The sequence below is a fragment of the Kitasatospora albolonga genome, assembly GCA_002082585.1.
In the GTDB taxonomy this organism is placed as follows: Bacteria; Actinomycetota; Actinomycetes; order Streptomycetales; family Streptomycetaceae; genus Streptomyces; species Streptomyces stephensoniae.
In genome coordinates, this window is sequence record CP020563.1 from 7,712,722 (window position 1) to 7,738,612 (window position 25,891).

Consider the following 25,891-nt stretch of genomic DNA (forward strand, 5'->3'; position numbering starts at 1 on the left):
GTCGCGGTGCTGTGCCGGGCACGTCAGTACGGCGGGAGCCGCAGCGTCCCCGTGCCGTCGCGTACGTCGTGCACGATGCGGATCTCCCCCACCGGGTTGCCGCGCCCGTCCGTGGTCACCAGGACCGCGTCGTCACTGTTGACACAGCGGCCCCGCTCGTCCGGCTCCGGGCAGAAGAGCAGATAGCCGGTCTGCCGGTCGACCCGGCCCGGCTCCAGGCGCCACACCCACTGGTAGGTGCTCACCACCACGTCCGGGTAGGTGGCGCGCAACTCGTCCGCCACCGCCTTCTGGACCGTCCTGCCGAACTCCTGGCTCTGCTTGAACGGACGGACGACCCGGGCGCGGCCCGCCGTGTCGACCTGCCCGGCCTCGATCTCGTACGCGGCCGAGTGGTGGGTGCGCCGGGTGAGCGAGGCGATCAGATCGCCCCGGGTCAGGCGCATCAGGGTGGGCCAGGAGTCCTTGCCCCGGCTGCGCTCGGCGGCGAGGGCGGGGGAGACCACGTTCACGTGCGCGGCCTTCGCCTCCGCCAACGGGCTGCCGGGCCCGCTCGCCGCGACCCAGCGCTGGACGCAGCCCCCGATCTCGGCGAGCACCTTCTCCACGGTGGCGTTGGTCAGTTCGGCCACCACGTAGGGCGACGACGTCCCGGAGGGGCCGAGGGCGATGACCTCGTAGCCGCACCCGGCGAAGGCGTCCCGCAGCGTGCGGAACGCCGCCGCGTCCGCCCGGCCGCGCGCCACCGCCTCCTTCAGCACCCCGGCGCACTCCTTGCCGTCGCAGGTGTTCTTCTCCGCGTCGATGCGCAGCCGGACCACCGCGTCCCGGTCGTCCGCCACCGCGAAGGTGATCTCGGAGCCTCCCGTGCCGGGGAAGAGCGTGCGGGCCCCGACCGCCTTGATCTGCCCGAGGAGGTGCTTCTCGGCCAGTTCCTCCGCCGCCCGGCGGTCGTCCTCGGTGCTGAGCACCCCGCAGGCCCCGAGGAGTACGGCCAGCGAACCCGCCAGTACGCAGGTGACGGCGGCTCTCAACCGCCTGCGACGCGATCCGGCCATGGCCTGCTCCTCCGGGTGGTCCTGCCCTGTGTTCCTGTGACAGTAGGACCGGACCCCCGGGGGCCGGATGAGTACGCCTACTCAATCCCGGTACGGGGTTCCTCCGCATCCGGTGCGGAACGGCCGCCGCCCACCTCCTTCCGTTCCTTCCGTCATTGGCATGGACCTGCCTATCGAACTCCGCTACAGTCCGGGACGACACATCTGAGAGCGCTCTCAACGGCACGATCCGGATGCGCTCCCGGACACCTCCCGTTCCACCCCCACATCGCTGGAACAACAGGAAGGGTCACTCCCTTGAGACACGCAACCGTGCTGCGGACCGGTCTGTCCGCACTCCTGGTCCTCGGTGCCTGGGCCGCCGTCGGCCCGTCGTCCGCCACCGCCGCCCCGGCCTCCGGTTCCGCCTCCGCCGAACTCCCCGCCTCCCCGGCCCTGCTCTCCGCCATGCAGCGCGACCTCGGTCTGACCGAGAGCCAGGCCCGTACACGGCTGGCCGAGGAGAAGGCGGCCACCGCCCTGGAGCCGAAGGCCCAGCGCGCCGCCGGCTCCGCCTACGGCGGGTCGTGGTTCGACGCGTCGACCGGCAGGCTGACCGTGGCGGTCACGGACGCGGGCAAGGCCGCCGCCGTACGGGCCGCGGGCGCCGACACCCGGATCGTCGAGCACTCGGCGGCCCGGCTCGACGCCACCATGAAGCGCATCGACGCCCTGACCGCACCGGCCGGTGTGGCCAGTTGGCGCGTCGACCCCGCGAGCAGCCGCGTCGTCGTGAACGTCGTCGACTCCGCTCAGGGTGACAACGATGTCCGCGCCTTCGTCGCCAAGGCGCGCAAGGCGGGCCCCGTCACGGTCGAGCGGACGGCCGAGGCCCCGCAGACCTTCGCGGCGGGCACCGTCGGCGGCGACCCGTACTACACGGGCAACGTCCGCTGCTCGATCGGCTTCTCGGTGCACGGCGGCTTCGTCACCGCCGGGCACTGCGGGCGCGCCGGACAGCAGGTCCGCGGCTGGGACAACACCTACATCGGCAACTTCCAGGGCTCGTCCTTCCCCGGAGACGACTACGCCTGGGTGAACGTCGGCAGCGGCTGGTGGACCGTCCCGGTCGTCCTCGGCTGGGGCACTGTCCCGGACCAGCTGGTCCGGGGCTCGAACGAGGCCCCGATCGGCGCCTCCATCTGCCGTTCCGGCTCCACCACCCGCTGGCACTGCGGGCGGGTCCTCGCCAAGAACGAGACCGTCAACTACAGCCAGGGCGCCGTGCACCAGATGACCAAGACCAGCGTCTGCGCCCAGGGCGGCGACTCCGGCGGCTCGTTCATCAGCGGCGACCAGGCCCAGGGCGTCACCTCGGGCGGCTGGGGCAACTGCTCCAGCGGCGGTGAGACCTGGTACCAGCCGGTCAACGAGATCCTCAACCGGTACGGGCTGAGGCTCCACACCGCCTGAGCCGGGGTGGCCGCCCGCCCGGCGGGGCGGGCGGCCACCGCCGACGGACGGTGAAGCGCATGTGCCGAGCGGCCCTGCCTGCGAGCGGGGCCGCTTTCGCGTGTCGACGCCGCCGACCGTCCTTCCCGCTCTCCCCTCCCGGGCGATCCGGCACCCGTCGCGCATCCGGCCGTTCCCCCAACGCCCTTTGCGTGGCGCATCGTTCACAAGCTATTGACACCCTCTCAGCCTCGGCGCAACACTGACACCGCCTTGGAGAGCGCTCTCCCGTCCAGTTTCCGTGCCTTCCGGCCTCGCGGACGAGCTTCGTGCGCGCAGGGGGAGCGGTGTCTCTTCGCGGCTGTACCGACCCGGCTCAACTCTCCCCCCACCGTGCACCGATGTGCATGGACGCAGAGCGGCATGGAGGTCCGCATGGCGACAAGATTCAGCAGAACGACCCTGGTGTCCGCGCTGATCGTGGCCACCGCCCTGGCCCTGGTGGCCCTGGGGCTGACCGCGATCACGAACGCCGGGGCCACCGCCCCCGGCGCCACCGCCCGGTCCACGGCCGACGGGCCCGCCGCGGCGTCCCACGTCACGCAGGGGCACCGGATGGCGGCGGCCGAGCCCGTCGCCTTCGGGGACGACCCCGACGGTGACGGGTACATCCCGGCGAATCCGCCGGTCACCGGTGTGGAACCGTCCCAGGAGATACCGCCGCACCGCTACTTCCACGAGTTCCAGGCGAACTGTTCGGTCACCCACACCGCCCCCGACGACCCGATCGTCTACCCCGGCCGGGCCGGGGCGTCGCACGACCACACGTTCATGGGGAACGACACCACGAACGCGAGCAGCACCACTGCGTCGCTGAGTGCGGGCGGGACCGCCTGCCTGGCGCCGGGCGACCTGTCCGCGTACTGGATGCCGACCCTCTACAGCGGGAACGAGGAGATCCGCCCGATCGGACCGCAGGTCATCTACTACAAGGCCGGAGTCACCGACTACCGCACGGTCCGGCCCTTCCCCAAGGGGCTGCGGTTCGTCGTCGGCAGTCCGACCCAGACGGCCGGGGAGTTCCGCGACCACCCCGGCATGGTCGAGGGGTACGAGTGCGGTGAGAGCTACCACAACTACGACTTCCCGGCCGTCTGCCCCACCAGCCCGGACACTCAGCTCAACCTCCGTATGCAGGCGCCCAGTTGCTGGGACGGGAAGTATCTGGACACCCCCGACCACAAGGCCCACATGGCCTATCCGGTCGTGATGGGGGCCAACCAGGACGTCTGCCCGGCGAGCCACCCGGTCGCCCTGCCGATGATCGAGTTCAAGATGGCGTGGCCGGTCAACGGGGACATGTCGCAGGTGAGGCTGGCCAGCGGGACCGGCTACTCCTTCCACTACGACTTCTTCAACGCCTGGGACGACGCCACGCTCAAGGCCCTGGTCGACCACTGCGTCGTCGGCGGTCTCCAGTGCAACGCCCGGGGCTACGACGAGAACAACCCGGGCAGGGGCGCCGCCCTGGACGAGAACTACGAACTGCCCTGACCCGGCTGGCCGGTTGATCGACCGGCTGACCGACAGGAGTGGAAGTGCTCTCCCCTCAGGGGTGAACCCTGCCCTGAAGGGAGAGCGCTCTCCCACTCCATCGGAACCCCGGCCCCCACCGAACCCCTCCCCACCGAACCCCTCCCCACTGAATCCCCCACCCGCACACACCCCCGAGGAGCCCTTCCCCCATGAACCTCCCCCCTCTCCGCCGGCCACCCCGCGCCCGGCGCCGCGCCGCCACCGCACGCCTCGCCACCGCCGCGCTCCTGGCGGGTGCCGTGGTCGCCCTCCCGGCGCCTGCCGCCCACGCGGCGGGCAGCGTCGTGAAGGTGACCGGCTCGCAGGGCGCCTGGCAGCTGACCGTGGACGGCGCGCCGTACACCGTGAAGGGCCTGACCTGGGGCCCGTCCGTCGCGGACGCGGGCCGGTACATGCCCGATGTGAAGTCGATGGGTGTCAACACGATCCGTACGTGGGGCACGGACGCCACCACGAAGCCCCTCCTGGACAGTGCGGCGGCCCACGGCATCAAGGTGATCGCCGGGTTCTGGCTCCAGCCCGGCGGCGGCCCCGGCAGCGGCGGGTGCGTCGACTATCTGACGGACACCGCCTACAAGAACGACATGCTTGCCGAGTTCCCCCGGTGGGTGGCGGAGTACAAGGACCATGAGGGCGTCCTCATGTGGAACGTCGGCAACGAGTCCGTGCTCGGCCTCCAGAACTGCTACAGCGGCGAGGCCCTGGAGCGGCAGCGCGACGCGTACACCGCGTTCGTCAACGAGATCGCCAAGAAGATCAAGGCCGTCGACCCCGACCACCCGGTCACCTCGTCCGACGCCTGGACCGGGGCGTGGCCGTACTACAAGAAGAACGCTCCCGATCTCGACCTGTACGCCATCAACTCCTACGACGCCGTCTGCGACATCCGCTCCACCTGGGAGCAGGGCGGCTACGACAAGCCCTACATCGTCACCGAGGGCGGGCCCGCCGGTGAGTGGGAGGTGCCGGACGACGTCAACGGCGTACCGGAGGAGCCCACCGACGTGGCGAAGGCGGCGGGGTACAAGAGCGCCTGGGGCTGCGTCAACGGTCACCCGGGGGTCTCGCTCGGGGCGACGCTCTTCCACTACGGCACCGAGTACGACTTCGGGGGCGTCTGGTTCAACCTGCTCCCGGCGGGCCAGAAGAGGCTGTCGTACTACGCGGTGAAGGAGGCGTACGGCGCGTCCACCTCCGGCGACAACACGCCGCCCGTCATCAGCGGGTTCCGCGTCGGCAACGCCACCGCCGTCCCGGCCGGGCGGACGTTCCGGGTGAGCGCCTCCGTCACCGACCCGGACGGCGACGCGCTCAGCCACCAGGTGCTGTTCAGCTCCAAGTACGTGGACGACAGCGGCCACTTGACGGAGGCGGCCTTCACCGATCGCGGCGACGGCACCTTCGACGTGACCGCCCCGGACCGGCTCGGCGTCTGGAAGGTCTACCTCAAGTCGACCGACGGGCGTGGCAACGTCGGCATCGAGACCGCGTCCTTCAAGGTGGTGCCGCCGCCGGTCGGCGGGACCAACCTGGCGCTCGGCAGGCCCGCCACGGCCTCGTCCTTCCAGCCGGGCAGCACCGGCTGCCCCTGCCCGGCGGCCAACGCCGTCGACGGGTCCTTCGACACCCGCTGGGCCAGTGACTGGTCCGACCAGCAGTGGATTCAGGTCGACCTGGGCGCCACCACCTCCTTCGACCACGTACAGCTGGCCTGGGAGGCCGCCTACGCCAAGCGCTACACCGTCCAGACCTCACAGAACGGCCAGGACTGGACCACCGTCCACACCGAGACCGCGGGCAACGGCGGCATCGACGACATCCAGGTCGCCGCGAGCGGGCGCTATGTCCGCGTGAACACCTCCGAACGCGGCACGCCGTGGGGCAATTCGCTCTACGAGTTCGGCGTCTACCGCAACTGACCCCGCTGCCGCCCCGGTTGGCGACGGCGAGACCTGCCGCACCGTTCTCTCCCCGCTGCCGGTGCGGCGGGACGGTCCTCGGCGGCCACGGACACCGAATGTCCGTGGCCGCCGAGGACTTCCTCCGCCTGAGGTTTTCGTCATTTCAGGGTGACGAGGTAACCGGGCTCGGCTCCGTCGATGGTGTCGATGGCTGTACCGGAGGTGAACCAGGCGGTGCTGGGCTTGTCCCCGACGGGGATCTGGAAGACGCCGTGGGTCGGGCCCTTGCTGCCCGGGTTGACACCGAAAGTGGCCACCGTGCTGGTCTTGTCGTTCCAGAACTGGGCGTAGTCGAGCGCGTACTCGTCGTCGGTCTGCGTCTGGGTGTAGCGGGTGTCGCCGACATTCAGGCTGACGTTGCCGCTCGTGTTCCAGGAGTCCTGCTTCTTGCCGATGTTCTCGACGTCGATGGCCATGACGCAGAACTGCTTGCCAGGCTCCGGAGCCGGGGCCGACGCAGAAGCGCCGACCGAGTCGGCGGCCTTCGCCATCACCGCGGGGTCAAGGGGCTTTCCGCAGGTCACATCGGTGACGGTGAACCGCCATCGGCTCGGGTCGTCCGTGGTGTTCGAGGCGATCACGGTCACGTCGAAAGCCTCGCCCTGGGCAGGGGAGCCGAGGATCTCGGCTCCGGGAGGCGCCCCTTGAGTGGCGTCGGAGGACGGTTCCGCGGCAACGGGGGTGACGTCGCCCACCGAGGATGTCGCGGCCGATGGGGCGCCGGTGGAACAGGCGGCGGCCGCGAGAAGACCGGCGGTGAGTACGCCGCAGGAGAGACTGCGCGAGCGGTACATATGTCCATGGTGCCCGCCGACCCGGCCTGCCGCCTGTCAAGCGGCGGCCCGGCCCGAAGCACGCGGTTCCGGCCCCGGTGCCGACCGCTGCGGATTCCCCGTGCCGGCCGCCGCCCCGGGGCCCACCCGGGTCCGCGAACGCCTCCGGCCGCGGTGGCGAACCACCACGGCCGGGGGCCTGCGGGCGGGGGAGCGGGGGGCTCAGGCGACCAGCCCCGCGTGGTGCTCCGCGTGTTCCCGGATCAGCTCCGCGTACCGCCGCCCGCTGCTTTTGACCGTACGGCGCTGGGTCGCGTAGTCCACGTGCACCAGGCCGAACCGTTTGTCGTAGCCGTACGCCCACTCGAAGTTGTCCAGCAGCGACCAGGCGAAGTACCCGGCCAGCGGTGCCCCCTTGGCCACCGCGCGGGCGCAGGCGGCGAGGTGCTCCTCCAGGTACCGGACGCGCTCCGGGTCGTGGACCGAGCCGTCGGCCGCGACGGTGTCCCGGTAGGCCGAGCCGTTCTCGGTGACGTAGACGCGCTCGACGCCGTACTCCTCGGTCAGCCGCAGCAGCAGCTGCTCCAGCCCGTCCGCGTACACCTCCCAGTCCATGTACGTGTGGCGTCCGCCGGTCGCCGGGACCTGTGTGAACCCCGGAGCGGGGTCCGTCGGGTCGGCGGTGACGAACTGCCGGAAGTAGTAGTTCAGTCCCAGCCAGTCCAGCGGGGCCGCGATCGTCTCCAGGTCGCCGGGGCGGACCGGCAGCTCGACCCCGTACAGCTCGACCATGTCCTGCGGGTAGCCGCGTCCCAGGACCGGGTCCAGCCACCAGCGGTTGATGTGGCCGTCGGCGCGGCGGGCGGCGGCGAGGTCGGCCTCGCTCGTGGTCGCCGGTTCGATCGGGCTGAGGTTGTTCACGATGCCGATCCGGGCGTCCGAGGAGGCGGCCCGGATGGCCTGCACGGCGAGGCCGTGGCCCAGGTGCAGGTGGTACGAGGCGCGGACGGCGGCCGTGAGGTCGGTGAGGCCCGGGGCCATCCGGCCCTCCAGATGTCCGATCCACGCCGAGCAGAGCGGCTCGTTGAGCGTCGCCCAGTCCTTGACCCGGTCGCCCAGGCGCTCGACGACATGAGAGGCGTACGCGGCGAAGTGCTCGGAGGTCTCCCGTACGGTCCAGCCGCCCCGGTCCTGGAGCACCTGCGGCAGGTCCCAGTGGTAGAGCGTGGCGAACGGGGTGATCCCGGCCTCCAGGAGCCCGTCCACCAGCCGGTCGTAGAAGTCCAGGCCCGCCTTGTTGACCGGCCCGTCGCCGCCCGGCACGACCCGGGGCCAGGCGATCGAGAACCGGTAGGCGTCCGCGCCGACCTGCTTGATCAGGCCGATGTCCTCGCCGGTCCGGTGGTAGTGGTCGCAGGCGGTGTCACCGGTGTCGCCGCCGTCCACCTTGCCGGGGGTGTGCGAGAACGTGTCCCAGATGGACGGCGAGCGGCCGTCCTCGGTGACGGCTCCCTCGATCTGGTACGCGGCGGTGGCGACGCCCCAGGTGAAGTCGGCCGGGAAGGCGTTGAGCTCGGTCACGTGCAGCCTTTCTGCGGGGGGCACTCGACGTACGGAAGTCACTTGACGTGCGGAGGTCACTTGACGGCTCCCGCGGTGAGTCCGGCGACCAGGTAGCGCTGGAGGAGCAGGAAGCCGACGACGATGGGGATGCTGACGACGAGCGAGGCGGCCATGACCTGGTTCCAGTAGACGTCGTTCTGCGTGGCGTATCCCTGGAGGCCGACGGAGAGGGTGCGGGTCGCGTCGTTGGTCATGACGGAGGCGAAGAGGACTTCTCCCCAGGCCGTCATGAACGAGTAGACGGAGACGGCGACGATCCCCGGCACGGCGGCCGGTACGACGACCCGGAAGAGGGCACCCACCGGTCCGCAGCCGTCCACCAGGGCGGCCTCGTCGAGATCCCTGGGGATGGAGTCGAAGTACCCGATCAGCATCCAGATGGAGAACGGCAGCGAGAACGTCAGATAGGTGAGGATGAGGCCGCCGCGTGAACCATAGAGGGCGACGCCGGTGGAGCTGCCGATGTTGACGAAGATGAGGAACAGGGGGAGCAGGAAGAGGATGCCCGGGAACATCTGTGTGGAGAGCACCGTGACGGTGAAGACCCGCTTGCCCCGGAACCGGTAGCGGCTCACTGCGTAGGCGGAGAACACCGCGATCGTCACCGAGAGCACGGTCGCCGAACTCGCCACGATCAGCGAGTTGACGAAGTACTTGGCGAGCGGAACGGTCTTCCAGATGTCGAAGTAGGGCTGGACCGTCAGCGTGGACGGAATCCACTGGAACTTCCCCGACACGTCCTGGAGCGGCTTCAGCGAGCTGCTGACCATCACATAGACCGGCAGCAGGACGAAGCAGGCGAGCAGCGTGAGGACGATGCGGCGGGTCCAGAGGAAGGACTGCGGCGCGGCCATGGGGGAGCGGGGCCGGGACCCGGAGCGGGCGGCGCCCGGGGTCCGCGTGAGGCTAGACATCGGCGCCCTTCCTTCCGCGCGAGGTGAGGATCAGATAGACGGCCGTCACCAGCAGCAGGAAGAGCAGCAGCAGGACGGACATCGCCGAGCCGGTGCCGAAGTTCCAGGTGACGAACGAGGACTGGTAGATGTGGATCGAGATGAGGTCCGCGTTCTCCGGCGCCGATCTGCCGAACAGGACGTACGGCGTGTTGAAGTCGTTGAACGTCCAGAGGAAGAGCACCAGGACCAGCACCTGGTTGACCGGGCGCAGCGAGGGCAGGGTGATCCGGCGGATCTGCTGCCAGATCCCGGCGCCGTCGATCGAGGCGGCTTCGTACAGTTCACGCGGGATGTTCTGAAGGCCCGCCATCAGCATGAGGAAGGCGAACGGCCAGCCCTTCCACACCGAGACGATGATCAGCGTGTAGATGCTGTTGTCGCCGATCAGCCAGAACGACGGCTCGTCGATGATGCCGAGCTGTTCGTGCAGCACGTGGTTGATCAGGCCGTTGTCCCGCTGGAACATGAACGCCCAGGTGATGACGGCGGCGTAGACCGGCAGGGCGTACGGCACGAGGAAGACCGCCCGCAGGATGCCCCGGCCCCGGAAGCTCTCCTGGAGGAGGATCGCCGCCGTCGTCCCCAGCAGCCAGGCGAACCCGACCGAGAAGAACGTGAAGACGCAGGTCACGAAGAAGGAGTGGAGCAGGGCCTCACCGATCGGCGCGTCGAAGTCGACGGCGATGCGGTAGTTGTCGAGGCCGGTCCAGGGCGCCGCGCCCCAGTTGTTGATGAAGAACTGTGTGAGCTGACGGAAGCTCATCACGATCCCGATGATCATCGGAATGATGTGGATGAGGAGTTCCAGCAGGACGGCGGGCAGGAGCAGAAGGTAGGGCAGTCCGCCTCGGCGGACCCGGTCGGGGATGCGCGGCAGTCTCCTGCGCGCACCCCCGGTGCCCCGGCTCGTACCCTTGGCGGCCGACGTGTCGGCCCGGGGTTCGGTGACGGTGGCGGTCATGGGTCAGGGCCTCACTGCTGCATCGTCTGCTGGGCCTTTTCGAGGCGTGCCCGGACGGACTCCTCCGTCACCGGGCGCCCGGCGGCGGCGTCCGCCCACAGCTCCTTGACCGCGGTGCCCACGGCCGTCTCGAACTGCGACTCGTTGGGGACCTGGGGGAGCGGGGCGGCGCTGGTGGCGAGGGTGTCGCGCAGCACCTTCAGGTCGGGGGCGCCGAACGCCGCGTCCGCCTGGGCGGCCTTGACCGGCGGGATCGACCCGTAGGTCTTGTTGAGGTGCTTCTGCTGCTCGTCGCCGGTCATGAACTTCACGAACTTCTTCGCGCCGTCGATGTTCTTGGTGTTCTTGAACACCGCGATGTTGATGCCCGCGGCCATGGAGTTGACCTGCTTGCCCGTACCCGGGGTGCCGGAGGGGACCGGCACCGGGGCCGCGCCCCAGTCCTCCGGCTTCATGCCCTGGGCGGCGAAGGTGGAGGCCGCCGCCTGCCACAGCACCATCGCCGTCTTCCCCTTGGCGAAGTCGGTGAGCGACTGGTTCTGGGCGTACTCCGCGTTGCCCGGAGCGATGATCTTGTCCTTGGCCATGAAGTCGATGTACTGCTTCACGGCGGCGACGGCACCGTCCGAAGTGAAGGTCGCCCTGCCGTCCTTGTCGAAGAAGTCGGCGCCGTGCTGCTGGCCGAGGACGAAGGTCTGGTGGATGTTGTTGGAGACGTTGCCGCCCTCGGCGCCCAGCCCCCACTTGCCGCCCTTGGATATCTTCTGTCCGGCCGCGACGAGTTCGTCCCAGGTGGCCGGGGGCTTCTCGATGCCCGCGTCGGCGAACATCTTCTTGTTGTAGTAGAGGGCGTACGCCAGCGAGTACAGCGGTACGGCGGCGGGCGGCTCGCCCTCCTTGCCGGCCGAGGCGACCGCCGAGTCGACGAAGCGGTCCCGGCCGCCGATCTCCTCGAAGTTCTTCTCGTCCCACGGCAGGAGCGCGCCGGTCGCCTGGAGCGAGGCCGACCAGGTGTTGCCGATGTTGAGCACGTCCGGGCCCTGACCGGACGCGGTGGCGGCGAGGATGCGGTTCAGCAGGTCGGCCCACGGCACGACCTCCAGCTTCACCTTGATCCCGGTCTCCTTCTCGAACTTCTTCAGCTCAGGGGTGAGGATCTCCTTGTCGGCCTCGATGCTGGGGCCCTGGTTGGAGGCCCAGTACGTGAGGGTCTTCGGGGACTCGTTGGACCCCGTGCCGGTCGATCCGCCGCCGCATCCGGTGGCGGCCGCGGCGATGGCGAGGGCGAGGGTGACGGCGCTTGCGGCTCTGACGTGACGCATGTGAGGTGGCCCCTTTCCGGGGGTGGCTGCGTTCGGGAACCGAACGGCCTCCATGACTTAATTTATGCCGTGATTTAAGAGGTGAGGGAAGGTCGCGTCAAGGTCTGGGACCGGGTATGTTCCTGAACGGGAAGGAGCACCATGGCCGAGCGCAACAGACGAACCGTGCGTGACCTGCGGCGGGGCAACCGGGCGAGGGTATTGCAACGGTTGTATTTCGACGGTCCGCTGAGCCGTCAGGAGCTCGGACCGGCCACCGGGCTGAGTTCGGGTTCCATCAGCAACGTCGTCGCGGAGCTCTCCGCCGAGGGCCTCCTCCAGGAGGCGGGCATCGTCGACTCCGACGGCGGCCGCCCCCGCACCCTGCTGAGGGTCGCCCCGGACGGCGGGCTGCTGGTCGGCATCGACATCGGGGAGACCCGGGTCCGCGTCGAGCTGTTCGACCTCTCCCTCACCGAACTGGCCCGCACCGAAAGGCTGCTGGCCCAGCACGGCTACGACGTCGACCGCATCGTCGCCCACGTCCGTACGGGCGTCGCCGATGTCCTGCGCGACGCCGGGGCCGACCCGCACCGGCTGCTCGGCATCGGCATCGGGGTCCCCGGCATCATCGAGCGCGAAGGGCCGGAAGGGCCCGACGGACGGCGCACCGCGGTCGTCCACGGCCAGACCATCGGCTGGCACGCGGTCCCCTTCGAGCAACTGCTCCGCGAGGCCGTCGACGTGCCCCCCGAGGTGCCCCTCTTCATCGACAACGGCGCCAAGACACTCGGCCGGGCCGAGATGTGGTTCGGCGGCGGGCGGGGCGCGGGCACCGCCGCCGTCGCGCTCATCGGCTCCGGGGTGGGCGCCTGCGTCGACCACGGCGACATCCTCGCCGAGGACCGTACGAGCCTCGCCCTCGAATGGGGCCACACCACCGTCCAGTTGCGCGGCCGCCGGTGCCGCTGCGGCTCCATCGGCTGTCTGGAGGCGTACGCCGGCGCGGAGGCGCTGCGCGAACGCTGGCGCGAGGCGGGCGGCCCGCTCCCCGAGGACGCCGACGACGAGACCGCCCTCGCCGCCCTCCTCGCCGCCGCCTACCCCCCGCCCGGCGGCCCCGCCCCCGACGGGACCGCGCTCTCCCTCCTCGACGAGACCGCCGAATGCCTCGGCGCGGCCCTCGCGGACCTGGTCAACCTCTTCCTGCCCGAACGCGTCCTGCTGGGCGGCTGGGCGGGCCTACTGCTCGGCCCCCACCTGCTTCCCGAGATCCGCCGGTACGCGGACGAGTACGCCCTGCGCCACGCGGCGGCCCGCACCACCATCGAGATGGGCCGCCTCGGCCCGGACGCGGTCACGGTCGGCGCCGCCACGCTCCCGCTGGCCGACTTCCTCACCCGGGGCGGCAGCCGCCCGGCCCCCGGCACCCGCCCGGAGAGCCATGGCGCGCCCGCGCGGACGGCGACGGAGACGGTACGCAACCGGAGCCGTACGACGGCGAGTTGACGGCTCCACCCCGGGCAGGGAGCGGAAGGGGGCTCCTACGCCGACGCCCGTACCACCAGTTCCGGTTCGAAGATGACCGAGGTGGCGGGGGAGCCGGGGCGGGCCAGCCGGTCCAGGAGGAGGCGGGTCATCTCGGCGGCCATCGCTTCCACCGGCTGGCGGACCGTGGTCAGCGGCGGCCGGCACGCCAGGGCCGCGCTGCTGTCGTCGAAGCCGACCACCGCCACGTCCTCCGGCACCCGGCGCCCGTGCTCCCGCAGCACATGGCAGGCCCCCATCGCCATGAGGTCGTTGGCGGCGAAGACCCCGTCCAGATCCGGATGCTCCGCCAGCAGCCGCCCCATCGCCGCCTCGCCGCTCTCCTGGGTGAACCGCCCCTCGGCGATGGGGACGTACGGGTGCCCGTGGCGCTCCATCGTGTCCCGGAAACCGGCCAGCCGGGCCTGGCCCGCCGGTACGTCCAGCGGCCCGCTGATCGTCGCGATCCGGCGGCGGCCTACCGCCAGCAGGTGCTCCGCCGCGAGCCGGGCGCCGTCCTGGTGGGCGAGGTCGACGTAACTGATCCGGACGGGGCGCGCGGGGCGCGCGTAGAGCACCGCCGCGAGTCCCGCCTCCGTGAGCAGGCCGGGCAGCGGGTCCTCGGCGTGCGTGGAGACGATGAGCGCCCCGTCCGCACTGCCCTGCCGCAGATACGCCACCACCTCGTCGCGGGCCCGCGCGGTCTCCGCGAACATCAGCACCGGATGCATCCCGCGCGGCCTCAGGTAGTCGACCACTCCGGTGACCACCCGGCCGAAGAACGGGTCGGCGAACACCTGCGCGGTGAAGGAGGAGCCCGGGCCCCCGGGCGCGCCCCCGAACCTTTGAGGGACGGAGTCCTCCTGGCCCGCCTCCGCCTCGGTGCCCGCCCCCGACACCACCAGGGCCACGGCGTCGGCGCGCCGGGTCACCAGGGAGCGGGCCGCCCGGTTCGGCGCGTAGCCCGTGACGGAGACCGCCTGCCGTACGACCTCCTGGATGGCCGGATCGACGTTCCGTACGCCGTTGACGACCCGGGAGACGGTGGCGCGCGAGACTCCGGCCGCGCGCGCCACGTCCTCCAGGGTGGGTGTGCCTGCCGACCGCCGGTCATCCGTCATGAGCGCCTTTATAGCACCGGTGGAGAGCGCTCTCCATGGGTCGGCGGGAGTTCGGGGTGATCGTGACCGCCGGCGGACTGCCGAGCCGCCTGCCGCCTGTGATCTGATGGCTCCATGCGACCCGAACACTGTGTGACCAGGAATCACATCGAGGTGTTCCACAAGGGTCTGCTGCCGTCGGGAGCCGACCGGATCAGGCTCTGGATGGTGCTGTGCGGCTCGTTCCTGCCGATCCTCGTGTGGACCGGCATCGCGTGCTTCGCGTACTTCGTCTACAACCCGGTCGTGGCGATGGTCATCGGTGGGCTTTTCGCGTTGTTCCTCACCGTGGGGTTCGGCCTGCGCCGCAGGGCGAGGCACTCGGTCCGCTGCAGCGCGTACGGGGCATTGGGCGGTGTGTTCGACAAGTCCCTGGACGCGTTCTGAGCCGTCGCGGACGGATCTGCCGCCGGGGGCCCGAACCGCCCTGGGGCAAGGCCCGTTGACCGCCCCGGCGCAAGGCCCGTTCGGGCGGTACCGAATCGGGCCACAGGGGCGGAATCCAGCCACAGAACCGGTGTCGGCGGCCGACTATCGCCTTTCCCTTGTGATCACTCTCCGCGCCGCCCTACGTTGCCGCTTGCGACGTGTCCCAACGCCAGTGGGGGAGCCCAGCTATGGCCGCAACCGGTCGGCACCGCAGATATCAGCCCAGCCGGATCAACCGTGCCTCGCTCACGGTCACGGCGGGCGGCGCGGGCCTGGCGCTCCCGCTCATCGCCGCCTCCCCGGCGGGAGCCGCATCCGGGGAGGTCTGGGAGAAGGTCGCCGCCTGCGAATCCAGCGGGAATTGGGCCATCAACACGGGCAACGGCTATTACGGCGGGCTCCAGTTCAGCGGTTCGACCTGGGCGGCCTTCGGCGGTACGCAGTACGCGCCGCGCGCCGATCTCGCCACCCGGGACCAGCAGATCGCCATCGCCGAGCGGGTGCTCGACGGCCAGGGCCCGAAAGCCTGGCCGACCTGCTCCGTGCGGGCCGGGCTCACCCGGGGCGGCGACGCGCCCGGCACCGCCCCGCAGAGCGCGGGCAACCGGCCCGTCCAGGCCGCCGCGCCGCAGAGCGCCCCGCCCCGGCAGCCGAAGGTCGCGCCCGCCGCCACACCGACGCATGTACCGGGAAAGCGTGACGCGTACACCGTCGCGAACGGCGACTCCCTCTCCGGGATCGCGGACGCCCAGCGGGTCCGGGGCGGCTGGCAGCGCCTCTACGAGGCCAACCGTACGGTCGTCGGCGACGACCCCGACCTGATCTTCCCCGGCCAGCGGCTGAGCCTCACGCCGCGCGGCGGCGACGGGCCGAGCTCCCGCAAGCCCGCACCGCGGCAGGGGACGCAGACAGCCCCGAAGACCTCCAAGGCTCCCGAGGCCCCCGAACGGCGGACGGCGGCCAAGCCCAAGGCCGCGGAGCCCAGGAAGGCCGAGCCGCGCACGGTCGAGCAGCGGGCCGCCGCACCCGAGGCGGAAGCGAAGAAGACGGAGCCGAAGAAGGCCGCGCCCGAGCAGCCGAAGCAGGCCCCCGCCCAGCCCGCCGCGCAGCGCTCCGGCCTCAGCGCCCCCGTCACCGCCGCCACCGGAACCGCGTACCGGCAGGCCGGTTCCTGGTCCAGCGGCTACCACACGGGCGTCGACTTCCCTGTACCGACCGGCACATCGGTGAAGGCCGTGGCCCCCGGCCGGGTCGTCTCGGCGGGCTGGGCCGGGGCGTACGGCTACGAGGTCGTCATCCGCCACGAGGACGGCAAGTTCAGTCAGTACGCCCACCTCTCCGCGCTCAATGTGCGCGAGGGGCAGTCGGTCTCCGGCGGACAGCGCATCGCCCGTTCCGGGTCCACGGGCAACAGCACCGGTCCGCACCTGCACTTCGAGGTCCGCCTCGGCCCCGGCTACGGCTCCGACATCGACCCGCTCGCCTACCTGCGGGCAGGCGGCGTCAGGGTCTGAACCGTCCGCTCCGGCCCGGGGGCGGCGGCCGGCTCACCCCGGCGGCCCCGCCCCGCCCGGCGCGGGCCGCCGAACCGCACACGCGGAACCGCGCTGCCCGGCCGCAGGGGCGCGGACAGCGGCGGAACGTACGTGGACCCGGTGGACCCGGTGGCGGCCGACCCGCCGCCGGACCGCGCCCACGTACCTGCACCCGCACCCTCTACGGTCCCTGCGGCGCCCTCCGCCCCTGAGACCCCGGCCCCTGAGGCCCCCGCCGCCCGGGCGACCGCCTCGGCCGTACGCTCCAGCCGCAGCCTCGCGGCGGTCTGCTCCGCGCTCAGCCGCTCCTTCGTCAGCAGCACCAGACCGCCCGCCGCCAGCGCCCCGCAGGCGAGCGCGAGGACCGTGCCCGTCCAGCCGTGGCGGAAGTGCTCGCCGAACAGGGTGATCCCGATCGCGGCGGCCACCACCGGGTTGACCACTGTCACCGTCGCCAGCGGAGCGGCGAGCCCCGCACCCCGGTAGGCGGCCTGGGCGAGCAGCAGGCCCGCCGCCGCGAGCACGGCGATCACCAGCAGCGTCGGCAGCCCCGAGCGCACCGAACCGGACGTCCACTCCATGGCCACGGTCTTGGTGAACACCGAGGCCATCCCGAACGCCACCCCCGCGCCCGTGGCCAGCACCGCGCTCCGCAGCACCGGCCGGCTCACCGCCCGGGCGAACAGGGTGAGCACCGCGAGGGCCCCGAAGGTCCCCGCGGCCAGCGCCAGCTGCTCGGGGCCCCGCAGCGTGTGCGGCTCGGCGTTGCCCGTGAGCGCCAGCAGCCCGACGAGACCGGCCGTCGCCATGAGCGCCCCGCGCCAGGCCGTCGCCCCGGCCCGCCGTCCGACGAACAGGGCGGCCATCGGCAGGGCGAAGACGATCGTCAGCCCGCCGAGCGGCTGCACGAGGCTGAGCGGCCCGTAGGCGAGGGCCACCACGTGCAGGACCGCGCCGACCCCGTTGAGCAGCACGGCCACCCACCAGACCGCGTTGCGCACCAGGGCGTGCGGGGAGTTGTCACCGCGCGCGGCCACCCGCTCCTGGACGATCGCCCCGGCCGCGTACGCGACCGCGGAGACCAGTGACAGCAGCACGGACAGCGCGAGGGAGCTCATGTACACCACGATGTCCCGTCCGGGGCCCCACGTCGTCGTCCTTGAGACGTCAATGTCGCGTACTGCCCCAGTAGTACGGACGGAGGATCAAGGTCCTCCCCTCGACGGTAGCCCCCCTGCACCCGGCCGTCAGAAGTTGTGCGCCGGCGGATACGGTGAGCCGCGGAGCCGGTACACCCGGTCGCCGGACGACCGCCGCACTCCGGCGCCGCTCAGGCGGCCGCGGCGGGTCTCCGGTGACAGCGGCGAGTGAGGAGCGGGTGCATGGACCTGGCGCAGACGGCGTCGGTGGGCGGTTTCTTCGCGCTGCGGACCGCTCCGGTGCCCGGCGGCGCCCACCGGCCGCTGGCGGAGCTGTACGCGGGCGGGACCGCGCCCCTGACTGCCCGGGTCGACAGGGTCGCGGCGCGGCTGGCCGCCCCCGAGCGCCGTGTCGCCGCCTCCATCGCCCACCTCGGCCTCGCCGCCCGCCTCTGGTCGATCGCGCTGGGCCCGGCCGCGCTCTTCGGGCGCATCCCCGTCCTCGTACCGGACGCCCTGCACTGGGACCCGCTCCACACCTCGCCGGACGATCTGTGGCTCGCGGACCCCGGCGAGCTGCCCGGGACGGCCGGGGCCATCCGGGAGCAGGTCCAGTACGGCCACCTGGTGCCGCTGGCCGAGGCCGTCCGCCGCGACGGGAACATCTCCCCGCAGCTGCTCCGGGGCAACGCCGGGTCCGCGCTCGCCGGGGCCGTACGCGAGCTGGTCGCCTGGTCGCGCGGGAACGGGCGGCCGGATGTGGCGCGGCGGGCCCGCGCGCTGGCGGCCGAGCTGTTCGACCACCCCGACCTGCGCTCCACCGGCTCCCCGCACGGCCCGGAGTTCCGGCGGCGCAGCTGCTGTCTGTACTGGCGCTGTCCGGGCGGCGGGCTCTGCGGCGACTGCGTCTTCGACCGCGCCCCGGGACCGGCCGCCGGGTAGTCGGCAGCCGCGCCCGGCCACGGACCACCCGGCTGGGAGGACGCGGGGAGGGTCAGGACGGCAGCGGCGCGTCTATGGCCTCGTCGACGTTCTGGAGGACGGGGATCGCGCTGTCGAGGCCGATCATCCCGATCAGCCGCCGGACGAACGAGGAGGGCGCGGCGAGCCGCAGCCGGCCGCCCAGCGCGGTCTGCCCCTGGAGCAGCACGTTGACCGTGGTGGAGTCGGCGAAGCCCACGCCCGAGAGGTCCACGACCACGGGACCGGTGCCCTCCCCGGCCGCTGCTTCCAGAGCCCGGCCGAGCGGCGGGACGCTGTCGATATCGAGGTCACCCGAGACGGTGAGGACCAGAGCGCCCCGTTCCTGACGGGTGATGACGCTGACTGCTCTGTCTTCGCTGGGCGGTGGTTGCACGGAAGGCACCTCGGGCGGTTCGGTCGGACGACGGACGCCGATGTGCCGGACGGGTCGGCATCTTCCGTCCCTGCTCACGGCGGGGTACGACCGTAACGATAGAAGGAACAGTTGCCATTTGACAACATTCTCCATTGGGTAACAATCTGATCCGCAACGGTTGGAGGACCAGCCGTCGGCGGTGACCCGCCCGGGACAAGCGGAAGCAGGGGCTGGATGAGGCTAGGCGCTGTCGGCGACATCATCGCGGAGCAGGGGGCCCGCCGCACCCGATTCCGGCGAGAGCCGCTCCGAAGCCGCCGCGTGGAAGGCCGCCAGGCCCTCCGCGAGCGCGGCCACGGCGGCCGGTTCCATCCGTTCCAGTACGGCACTCACCTCGCGGGCCCGCAGTGCCCGGTACTCTTCGAGGAGGGCCCGGCCACGCAGACTCAGCCGCAGCTCCACCTCGCGTCGGCTCGTCGGGCTCGGCGCCCGCTGGACGAGACCCATCGCCTCCATGCGGTCGCACAGCCGGCTCACCGACGGCGGCCGCGAGCCCAGCGCCTCGCCGAGCGAGCGCAGATTGGTGCCCTCCTGCTTCTCGATCACGAGCAGGGCCCGGAGCTGGGAGGGCGATACGGTTCCCGAAGCGGCTGCTTCCTGGCCACGGCCCCAGAGCACTTCCAGCAGCTCCGAGGCCGCGGAGGCGTCGGCGGACACCTCTGCCCGGGTGCGCGGGCGGCGTGCGGTGTGGGGCATCTGTCCACTGTGTCATCCGCCGACCCCGCTTGTCAGCCCGCCTCCGCCCCCTACCACGTCGCAGGACGAAGAATGCACGAGAGACCGTGAACAGAAGACCGGACATCGAGACGGCCGTCAGGGCCGCCGCTCCGCACGCGCTGCTGGAAACGCTGCGCACCCTGCTCGCCGACGCCTACGGAGCGCTGGCGGTGGAGCTGCATCTGGCCGACTACGGTCTGCGAGTCCTCAAGCGCCTCGGGCCGCCCGACGGCGAGGAGGAGCCGCTCTCCCTGCACAACAGCGCGGAGGGCCGGGCCTTCGGCAGCCAGGAGCCCCGTGAGCAGCAGGTCAGGCACGGCGACGCGGTCGACCACTACCTCCCGGTGACCGTACGCGGTGAACGCCTCGGCATCCTCACCGTACGGCTGCCCGCCGAGCGGTCGGCCCCGGACCTGGTGGGCGAGCTGACGCATGTGGCCGACCTGCTGGGCCACGAGATCCTGGTCGCCGAACGGGACACCGACGTCTACCAGCGCGCCCGGCGCACCACCCGGCTCACCCTGGCCGCCGAGATGCAGTGGCAGCTGCTGCCCGCCCGGGCCTGCACCGCCGCCGAGTTCGCCATCGGCGCCCAGCTGGAGCCCGCGTACTCCATACACGGCGACAACTTCGACTGGGCGGCGGACGCCGACGAGCTGACCCTCGCGGTGACCAACGGCATGGGCGAGGGCATACAGGCGTCCCTGCTCACCAATCTCGCGGTGAACGCCCTGCGCAACGCCCGCCGGGCCGGTATCGGCATCGCGGACCAGGCGGCCCTGGCCGACCAGGCGCTGTACGACCAGCACCGGGGTGCCTCCCATGTCTCGACCCTGCTGCTCCGCTTCGAGCTGGCGACCGGCCGGGTCGGCGTCGTCGACGCCGGATCGCCCCAGCTGTGGATTCAGCGGGGCCGCACCGTCCGGCGCATGGAGCTGGAGGCCCAGCTTCCGCTCGGCATGTTCGAGGAGTCGCACTACACGGTCCAGGAGTTCCACGTGGAGCCCGGCGACCGGCTGCTGCTGCTCAGCGACGGCGTCTACGAGGCGGTGTCCCCGGCGGGGGAGGCGTACGGGGACCGGGCGCTGGCCCGGGCCATCCAGTCGACGCGGCTGCTCCCGGCGGCCACCGTCCCGCGCGCGATCCTCGGCGAACTGGCCGAATACCGCGTCACGGAGACGCTCGACGACGCGCTGGTGGTCTGCCTGGACTGGTTCGGCCGCCAGGACGACGACGGCGGCAGCTGATCCGGGCACGCCGATGGCCCCGCGCACACGTGCACGGGGCCATCGCCGTATCCACGTCAGGTGGAGAGCTGGAACTCCGCGCGGATGCGCTTGCCCACCGGCACCCGCTCAGCCGTCAGCCGGTCGCACAGGGCCACGACGATCTCCATGCCGTGCCCGCCCAGCCGGGAGGGGTCGGGGCCGTACAGCACGGGCATCGCCGTACTGCTGTCATACACCGTGACGCTGATGAGCTGCGCGTTCCCCTCCAGCTCCAGGAGGTACGGGCCGTGGCTGTAGCGGTCGGCGTTGGTGACCAGCTCGCTCACGGCCAGCATCAGATCGCTGCGCGTGTGCTCACCGATCGGCGCCAGGCACTCCACCGCGAGCCGGGTGAGGAAACGGTCCGCCAGGGCACGCGCGAGCGCGATGCAGCCCGGTTCGCCGTCGAAGACCTCGGCGCTGAGCAGCACCTCGGTGGACCGCGGGCCCTGACTGGGGTCCACCGGCGGCGAACCGGGGTCTTCCGGTGGTGAGGTGACCTCTTTGTTCATGTGCTCCAGCCAGGCGCCGCAGTGAGGTCGGAGACCCTGTTTCCGCCATTCGTCTACCCGCGTCGAAGGTTCCCACTCCAGGCAGTCCGGACCGATCCTACGCACGTCCGGGCAGCCGCACCACGGTCACGAAGAATTCATCGATCTGGCGCACCGCCGCGATGAACTGGTCCAGGTCCACCGGCTTGGTCACATACGCGTTGGCGTGCAGCTTGTAGCTGCGCAGGATGTCCTCCTCGGCCGAGGAGGTGGTGAGCACGACCACGGGGATGAGCGACAGCTCGGGGTCGCCCTTGATCTGCTCCAGCACCTGCCGGCCGTCGTACTTGGGCAGGTTCAGGTCGAGGAGCACCAGGTCGGGGCGGGGGGCGTCGGCGTACTCGCCGCGCCGGTAGAGGAAGTCCAGCGCCTCCTGGCCGTCGCGCACGACGTGCAGGGTGTTGCGGATCTTGTTGTCCTCGAACGCCTCACGGGTCATGAGCTCGTCGCCGGGATCATCCTCGACCAGGAGGACCTCGATGGGCTGTACGGGGCTGTTCACGAAGGGTCTCCCGGCTGGCTGGCGGTCAGGGCCGGAGCGAGGAGCTCCGCCGTGGTGTGCTGAGGCGCCTCGGGCGCGGCAGGCAGGGTGAAGTGTATGCGGGTGCCCTCGCCCGGATCGGCGTCCAGCCAGATCCGGCCACCGTGGAACTCGATGATCTTCCGGCAGAGGGCCAGGCCGATGCCCGTCCCCTCGTACTCGTCGCGCGCGTGCAGCCGCTGGAAGATCACGAACACCTTGTCCTTGAACTCGGGCGCGATCCCGATCCCGTTGTCCGAGACGGTCAGATGCCAGCTCTCGTCCTCGCGTACGCACGCGACGGTGATCCGGCACTCCACGTCCGCGCGGCGGAACTTGACCGCGTTGCCGATGAGGTTCTGCCAGACCATCGTGAGCGCCGTGCCGTCCCCGACGAGCTCGGGCAGTGTGTCCGGCCGCTCGACCACGGCCCCGGACTCCTCGACCGCCAGCGTCAGATTGCCGAGCGCACGGTCCAGCGACCGGCCCAGATCGACCGGTTTCCAGCCCTCGTGGACCCGGCCCACCCGCGAGAAGGTCAGCAGGTCGTTGATGAGCACCTGCATCCGCTTGGCCCCGTCCACCGCGAAGGCGATGTACTGCTTGCCCCGGTCGTCCAGCTCGTTGCCGTACCGCTTCTCCAGGAGCTGGCAGAAGGAGGCGACCTTGCGCAGCGGCTCCTGGAGGTCGTGGGAGGCGACGTACGCGAACTGTTCCAGCTCGGAGTTGGAGCGGCGCAGCTCCTCCGTCTGCTCGGCGAGCAGGGTCTCACGGCCCTGCGCCCCGTCCAGCTCGTCGACCAGCCGCCGCCGCATGTCCTCGACCGCCCCGGCCACCGCCTGGACGTCGGAGGGCCCCTTGACCTCGATCCGCTGGCCGAAGGCCCCCGACCGTACGCGCTCCGAGGCCACCCGCAGCCGGTTCAGCGGAACGCCCACCACCCGGTGGAGCAGCGTGCTGAGCGCCACCACGGTCAGGACGAAGACGACCACCAGCGCGACGAGCACCTGGTCGCGGGTGGTGCGGGCGTCGTTCAGCTCGGCCCGTGCGGTGTCCCGGGCCTCGGCGAGACGGTCCTGCTGGGTGCCGTAGGCCCGCCGCAGCTCGTCGAAGTCCGCCTTGCTGCTCTGGAGCTGTGCCGCCGTACCGGACTCGTTCGGCCCCTGCTCGCGGACGATCCGCAGCAGCGGCTCCGCTTTGTTCTTCCGCCACTGCCGGGCGGCCGTCTCGATGGCGTCGAGGTCCTCGGCGAACTGCTTCTGCCCGCCGACCAGCTGCCGGGCCCGGGCCAGCCGTTCCCGTTCGGCCACCTTGCCCGCCTCATAGGGTTCGAGGAACGAGTCGTCGCCCGTCAGGGCGAAACCGCGGACCCCGGTCTCCTGGTCCAGCAGCGCGTTCTGGAGCTGGAAGGAGGCCGACCGGGCGGGCTGTATTCGGTCGACCAGCTCGGTGGTGCGGTCGGACATCCGGGCCAGCACGAGCCCGCCGATCACCAGGCAGGCGCAGACGACCACGACGAAACCGCCGAGGATCAGATGCACCCAGTTCTGCACCGAGAGCCGGGCGGCCAGGCCGGCGCGCCGGGCGCCCGCCGTCGCTCCCGTACCCGTGGACTGTCGCGTGTTCATGAAAGTTCCGATCCCCAGCCCAGATGCAGGACGGCCACATCGTCCGCAAGGCCGCCGTAGGGGGCGGCTCCCTCGGCGGCTCCCGCCACCAGCGCGTCGACGAACCGGCGGCCCGGCAGCTGCCCGTGGGCCCGCGCCATCTCCAGCAGCCCGTCCTCGCCGAGACGGCTCTCCGGGCCGTTGCGCCCCTCGAAGAGGCCGTCGGTGAAGAGGACGAGACCGTCCCCGGGCTCCAGCGGCAGGTCGACCGTCTGCCACCGGCCCATTCCGGGCAGCAGCCCGAGCGCCATACCGCCCTCCGGCTCCACCCAGTGCACCTTCTCGCCCCGGCGCAGCAGCAGGCCGGGGTGGCCCGCCCGCACGATCTGCGCGCTGCGCCCGTCGGGCGCGAAGGCCAGGGAGGTGACGGTGGCGAAGACATGCGAGTCCGAGCGCTCGGCGACCAGGATCTCCTCCAGCAGCTCGATCTGCTCCAGGTGGGAGGTCCCGCACAGCACGGCGGTACGCCACGCCACCCGCAGGCAGACCCCGAGCGCGGCCTCCGCCGCACCGTGCCCCGAGACATCGCCGATCACCGCGTGGACCGTGCCGTCGGAGGTCTGCACGACATCGTAGAAGTCACCGCTCAGCAGCCCGTGGACGCGCCCCGGCTCGTACCGGGCGCGAGCCCGGAACCGGTCGTCGCGCAGCAGCGGGACGGGGAGCAGACCGCGCTCCAGGCGGGCGTTCTCCTGGGCGATCAGCTGATTGGAGCGCAGCGCCGCCGCCGCCCGTTCCACTTCCTTGCGCTGGAGGGCGTAGCGGATCGCCCGCGAGAGCACCTCGGGGTCCAGCCTGCCCTTGACCAGGTAGTCCTGGGCGCCCTGGGCGACCGCCCGCAGCCCCGTGCCCGACTCCTCCAGGCCGGTGAGGACGACGATCGCGGCGTCGCTGTCGGACTCCAGGATCTGGCGTACGGCGTCCAGGCCGTGGACGTCCGGGAGGTGCAGGTCCAGCAGGACACAGACCGGGGTGGCGCAGGTGTTGAGGAAGGCGCGGGCCTCGGCGAGCGTCTTGCGCCAGGTGAGGGCGGAGTCCAGCTCGCTGTCGGTGAGCATCTCCTCGACCAGCAGCGCGTCACCCGCGTCGTCCTCCACCAGGAGGATCGTGGCGTCGACGTTCCACAGCAGGGCGCTGGGGGAGGAGTCCCCGGTGGCCTCCTGCTGTGCGGGGATGCCGGCGGTGCCCACAGGTTTCAGAGACATGCCCATGGGTGTCTCGGCCAACCCCTCCACCCCCTCGGACGACCGGGTTCGGACCATCCGGCCGATCGTCGGGAAGCATATGTGATCGGCGGCCCCGGCAGATGCCGCAGGGCGCCGCCCGGACAGGAGCGGCCGGGCACCCTCCCGGGTGCCCGACCGGACGAACGGCGGGGCGCGGAGCCCTTGGTTCGGTTCAGGGGGTGCGGGGGCTCACGCCTCCACGCTCATCCCCTTGCGCAACTGCTTCACGATCCGGGTCAGCAGCCGCGACACATGCATCTGGGAGACGCCCAGCTCCGCACCGATCTGCGCCTGCGTCATCTCGGCCCCGAACCGCATCTGCACGATCCGGCGCTCCCGGTCGTCCAGCTGCTCCAGCAGCGGTGCCAGGGTGTGCAGGTTCTCGACGGTCTCCATGGCCGGGTCGTTCTCGCCGAGCACATCGGCGTACGCGCGCTGCTCCTTGCCCGACTCGCTGTCGGCCGAGGGGGTGTCGAGGGAGCCAGCGGAGTAGCCGTTGGCGGCCACGAGCCCCTCGATGATCTCCTCCTCGGGCAGGTCGAGGTGGGCGGCGAGCTCCTTGACCGTGGGGTCGCGGTCCAGCTCGGCGGAGAGCTGCTCCTTCGCCTTGGCGAGGTCGACCCGCAGCTCCTGGAGGCGGCGCGGTACGTGCACGGACCAGGTGGTGTCGCGGAAGAAGCGCTTGATCTCGCCCACGATGTAGGGGACGGCGAAGGTGGCGAACTCGACCTCGCGGGAGAGGTCGAAGCGGTCGATCGCCTTGATCAGCCCGATCGTGCCGACCTGGATGATGTCCTCGGTGTCGTCGCCGCCCCGGTTGCGGAACCGGGACGCGGCGAAACGGACCAGCGAGAGGTTCATCTCGATCAGGGTGTTGCGCGCGTACTGGTACTCGTGGGTGCCCTCCTCCAGAACCTGGAGGCGGTCGAAGAAGACCTTGGACAGGGCCCGCGCGTCCTTGGGGGCGACCTTCCCGGCGTCCTCGACCCAGGGCAGTTCCTCGGCGCCGACGTCGGTCCGCGCGCCTGTGAGCTCGTCGCCCATCGGCGCCGTCGCTCCGGTGGCTCGCACAGACATCGCCGTCATGGTGTCA

23 protein-coding genes are annotated in these 25,891 nt (G+C 71.5%); 8 read left to right on the plus strand and 15 right to left on the minus strand.

The features are described from left to right. Positions 1–23: 23 nt before the first annotated feature. Complete coding sequence (locus B7C62_33450; GenBank protein ID ARF76643.1) at positions 24–1,058, minus strand: hypothetical protein; 1,035 nt, start codon at positions 1,056–1,058, stop codon at positions 24–26. Positions 1,059–1,370: 312 nt separating this feature from the next. Between B7C62_33450 and B7C62_33455 the strand changes: the two genes are divergently transcribed. The 3 genes from B7C62_33455 (at position 1,371) to B7C62_33465 (ending at position 6,004) form a co-directional block, all read left to right on the plus strand. Beyond that, the gene (locus tag B7C62_33455) at positions 1,371–2,510 is read left to right on the plus strand and encodes a serine protease (protein ID ARF76644.1); all 1,140 of its coding nucleotides are present in this window, start codon (positions 1,371–1,373) and stop codon (positions 2,508–2,510) included. 414 nt (positions 2,511–2,924) lie between these two features. Then, entirely contained in the window at positions 2,925–4,043 is a 1,119-nt protein-coding gene (locus tag B7C62_33460) for a hypothetical protein (GenBank protein ID ARF77498.1), read from the plus strand. 191 nt (positions 4,044–4,234) lie between these two features. Continuing rightward, on the plus strand, positions 4,235–6,004 hold the full coding sequence (locus B7C62_33465; protein ARF76645.1) for a hypothetical protein: 1,770 nt from the start codon (positions 4,235–4,237) through the stop codon (positions 6,002–6,004). A gap of 140 nt (positions 6,005–6,144) precedes the next feature. Here B7C62_33465 and B7C62_33470 read toward each other — a convergent pair whose 3' ends face one another. The 5 genes from B7C62_33470 to B7C62_33490 all read right to left on the minus strand — a co-directional run bounded on the left by B7C62_33470 (position 6,145) and on the right by B7C62_33490 (position 11,681). Next, entirely contained in the window at positions 6,145–6,840 is a 696-nt protein-coding gene (locus B7C62_33470; protein ID ARF76646.1) for a hypothetical protein, read from the minus strand. A 201-nt stretch (positions 6,841–7,041) separates the two neighbouring features. Continuing rightward, a complete protein-coding gene (locus B7C62_33475; protein ID ARF76647.1) occupies positions 7,042–8,400 on the minus strand; it encodes a beta-glucosidase in 1,359 nt (452 codons plus the stop codon). Between the two features lie 56 nt (positions 8,401–8,456). Then, positions 8,457–9,296, minus strand: coding sequence for an ABC transporter permease (locus B7C62_33480; protein ID ARF77499.1), 840 nt, complete (start codon positions 9,294–9,296; stop codon positions 8,457–8,459). Between the two features lie 52 nt (positions 9,297–9,348). Then, positions 9,349–10,359 carry an ABC transporter permease gene (locus tag B7C62_33485; GenBank protein ID ARF76648.1) on the minus strand — a complete coding sequence of 337 codons (1,011 nt, stop codon included), beginning with the start codon at positions 10,357–10,359 and terminating at the stop codon, positions 9,349–9,351. Between the two features lie 11 nt (positions 10,360–10,370). Continuing rightward, positions 10,371–11,681, minus strand: coding sequence for a sugar ABC transporter substrate-binding protein (locus tag B7C62_33490; GenBank protein ARF76649.1), 1,311 nt, complete (start codon positions 11,679–11,681; stop codon positions 10,371–10,373). A 141-nt stretch (positions 11,682–11,822) separates the two neighbouring features. Here B7C62_33490 and B7C62_33495 point away from each other — a divergent pair, with 141 nt between their 5' ends. After that, the gene (locus B7C62_33495) at positions 11,823–13,169 is read left to right on the plus strand and encodes a sugar kinase (GenBank protein ID ARF76650.1); all 1,347 of its coding nucleotides are present in this window, start codon (positions 11,823–11,825) and stop codon (positions 13,167–13,169) included. A gap of 35 nt (positions 13,170–13,204) precedes the next feature. Here B7C62_33495 and B7C62_33500 read toward each other — a convergent pair whose 3' ends face one another. Next, entirely contained in the window at positions 13,205–14,308 is a 1,104-nt protein-coding gene (locus B7C62_33500) for a LacI family transcriptional regulator (protein ARF76651.1), read from the minus strand. A gap of 114 nt (positions 14,309–14,422) precedes the next feature. Between B7C62_33500 and B7C62_33505 the strand changes: the two genes are divergently transcribed. Both B7C62_33505 and B7C62_33510 read left to right on the plus strand, forming a co-directional pair. Further along, positions 14,423–14,734, plus strand: coding sequence for a hypothetical protein (locus B7C62_33505; GenBank protein ID ARF76652.1), 312 nt, complete (start codon positions 14,423–14,425; stop codon positions 14,732–14,734). Between the two features lie 230 nt (positions 14,735–14,964). Further along, complete coding sequence (locus B7C62_33510; protein ARF76653.1) at positions 14,965–16,290, plus strand: peptidase; 1,326 nt, start codon at positions 14,965–14,967, stop codon at positions 16,288–16,290. Here the strand turns inward: B7C62_33510 and B7C62_33515 are convergent. Next, positions 16,260–17,429: a hypothetical protein gene (locus B7C62_33515; protein ID ARF77500.1), complete on the minus strand. Its 1,170-nt coding sequence runs from the start codon at positions 17,427–17,429 to the stop codon at positions 16,260–16,262. The two genes, B7C62_33510 and B7C62_33515, sit on opposite strands and share 31 nt — an antisense overlap. Before the next feature lie 264 nt (positions 17,430–17,693). On the opposite strand from B7C62_33515, the gene B7C62_33520 reads away from it, so the two are divergent. Further along, positions 17,694–18,392 (plus strand): ferric iron reductase, encoded by a 699-nt coding sequence (locus tag B7C62_33520; GenBank protein ID ARF76654.1) that lies wholly within the window; start codon positions 17,694–17,696, stop codon positions 18,390–18,392. Positions 18,393–18,444: 52 nt separating this feature from the next. Here the strand turns inward: B7C62_33520 and B7C62_33525 are convergent, their stop codons facing one another. Beyond that, on the minus strand, positions 18,445–18,768 hold the full coding sequence (locus tag B7C62_33525) for an anti-anti-sigma factor (protein ARF77501.1): 324 nt from the start codon (positions 18,766–18,768) through the stop codon (positions 18,445–18,447). Positions 18,769–19,029: 261 nt separating this feature from the next. Then, on the minus strand, positions 19,030–19,545 hold the full coding sequence (locus tag B7C62_33530; GenBank protein ID ARF76655.1) for a MarR family transcriptional regulator: 516 nt from the start codon (positions 19,543–19,545) through the stop codon (positions 19,030–19,032). Positions 19,546–19,631: 86 nt separating this feature from the next. Here B7C62_33530 and B7C62_33535 point away from each other — a divergent pair, with 86 nt between their 5' ends. Next, on the plus strand, positions 19,632–20,813 hold the full coding sequence (locus tag B7C62_33535; protein ID ARF76656.1) for a phosphatase: 1,182 nt from the start codon (positions 19,632–19,634) through the stop codon (positions 20,811–20,813). 56 nt (positions 20,814–20,869) lie between these two features. Here the strand turns inward: B7C62_33535 and B7C62_33540 are convergent, their stop codons facing one another. The 5 genes from B7C62_33540 to B7C62_33560 form a co-directional block, all read right to left on the minus strand. Then, the gene (locus tag B7C62_33540) at positions 20,870–21,346 is read right to left on the minus strand and encodes an ATP-binding protein (GenBank protein ARF76657.1); all 477 of its coding nucleotides are present in this window, start codon (positions 21,344–21,346) and stop codon (positions 20,870–20,872) included. Between the two features lie 97 nt (positions 21,347–21,443). Continuing rightward, entirely contained in the window at positions 21,444–21,887 is a 444-nt protein-coding gene (locus B7C62_33545) for a two-component system response regulator (protein ARF76658.1), read from the minus strand. Then, positions 21,884–23,533, minus strand: coding sequence for a histidine kinase (locus B7C62_33550; GenBank protein ARF76659.1), 1,650 nt, complete (start codon positions 23,531–23,533; stop codon positions 21,884–21,886). The genes B7C62_33545 and B7C62_33550 overlap by 4 nt, the downstream gene beginning before the upstream one ends. Then, entirely contained in the window at positions 23,530–24,762 is a 1,233-nt protein-coding gene (locus B7C62_33555; GenBank protein ARF76660.1) for a fused response regulator/phosphatase, read from the minus strand. The genes B7C62_33550 and B7C62_33555 overlap by 4 nt, the downstream gene beginning before the upstream one ends. 225 nt (positions 24,763–24,987) lie before the next feature. Continuing rightward, positions 24,988–25,884 carry a B/F/G family RNA polymerase sigma-70 factor gene (locus B7C62_33560; protein ID ARF76661.1) on the minus strand — a complete coding sequence of 299 codons (897 nt, stop codon included), beginning with the start codon at positions 25,882–25,884 and terminating at the stop codon, positions 24,988–24,990. Between the last annotated feature and the right edge of the window lie 7 nt (positions 25,885–25,891).

What these genes read in the sequence shown, in the direction of transcription:
- B7C62_33550 (ARF76659.1), bottom strand. Translation starts at nt 23,533, where the DNA reads ATGAACACGCGACAGTCCACGGGTACGGGAGCGACGGCGGGCGCCCGG.
- B7C62_33470 (ARF76646.1), bottom strand. Translation starts at nt 6,840, where the DNA reads ATGTACCGCTCGCGCAGTCTCTCCTGCGGCGTACTCACCGCCGGTCTT.
- B7C62_33485 (ARF76648.1), bottom strand. Translation starts at nt 10,359, where the DNA reads ATGACCGCCACCGTCACCGAACCCCGGGCCGACACGTCGGCCGCCAAG.
- B7C62_33495 (ARF76650.1), top strand. Translation starts at nt 11,823, where the DNA reads ATGGCCGAGCGCAACAGACGAACCGTGCGTGACCTGCGGCGGGGCAAC.
- B7C62_33450 (ARF76643.1), bottom strand. Translation starts at nt 1,058, where the DNA reads ATGGCCGGATCGCGTCGCAGGCGGTTGAGAGCCGCCGTCACCTGCGTA.
- B7C62_33510 (ARF76653.1), top strand. Translation starts at nt 14,965, where the DNA reads ATGGCCGCAACCGGTCGGCACCGCAGATATCAGCCCAGCCGGATCAAC.
- B7C62_33480 (ARF77499.1), bottom strand. Translation starts at nt 9,296, where the DNA reads ATGGCCGCGCCGCAGTCCTTCCTCTGGACCCGCCGCATCGTCCTCACG.
- B7C62_33505 (ARF76652.1), top strand. Translation starts at nt 14,423, where the DNA reads ATGCGACCCGAACACTGTGTGACCAGGAATCACATCGAGGTGTTCCAC.
- B7C62_33540 (ARF76657.1), bottom strand. Translation starts at nt 21,346, where the DNA reads ATGAACAAAGAGGTCACCTCACCACCGGAAGACCCCGGTTCGCCGCCG.
- B7C62_33560 (ARF76661.1), bottom strand. Translation starts at nt 25,884, where the DNA reads ATGACGGCGATGTCTGTGCGAGCCACCGGAGCGACGGCGCCGATGGGC.
- B7C62_33460 (ARF77498.1), top strand. Translation starts at nt 2,925, where the DNA reads ATGGCGACAAGATTCAGCAGAACGACCCTGGTGTCCGCGCTGATCGTG.
- B7C62_33465 (ARF76645.1), top strand. Translation starts at nt 4,235, where the DNA reads ATGAACCTCCCCCCTCTCCGCCGGCCACCCCGCGCCCGGCGCCGCGCC.
- B7C62_33490 (ARF76649.1), bottom strand. Translation starts at nt 11,681, where the DNA reads ATGCGTCACGTCAGAGCCGCAAGCGCCGTCACCCTCGCCCTCGCCATC.
- B7C62_33515 (ARF77500.1), bottom strand. Translation starts at nt 17,429, where the DNA reads ATGAGCTCCCTCGCGCTGTCCGTGCTGCTGTCACTGGTCTCCGCGGTC.
- B7C62_33530 (ARF76655.1), bottom strand. Translation starts at nt 19,545, where the DNA reads ATGCCCCACACCGCACGCCGCCCGCGCACCCGGGCAGAGGTGTCCGCC.
- B7C62_33500 (ARF76651.1), bottom strand. Translation starts at nt 14,308, where the DNA reads ATGACGGATGACCGGCGGTCGGCAGGCACACCCACCCTGGAGGACGTG.
- B7C62_33520 (ARF76654.1), top strand. Translation starts at nt 17,694, where the DNA reads ATGGACCTGGCGCAGACGGCGTCGGTGGGCGGTTTCTTCGCGCTGCGG.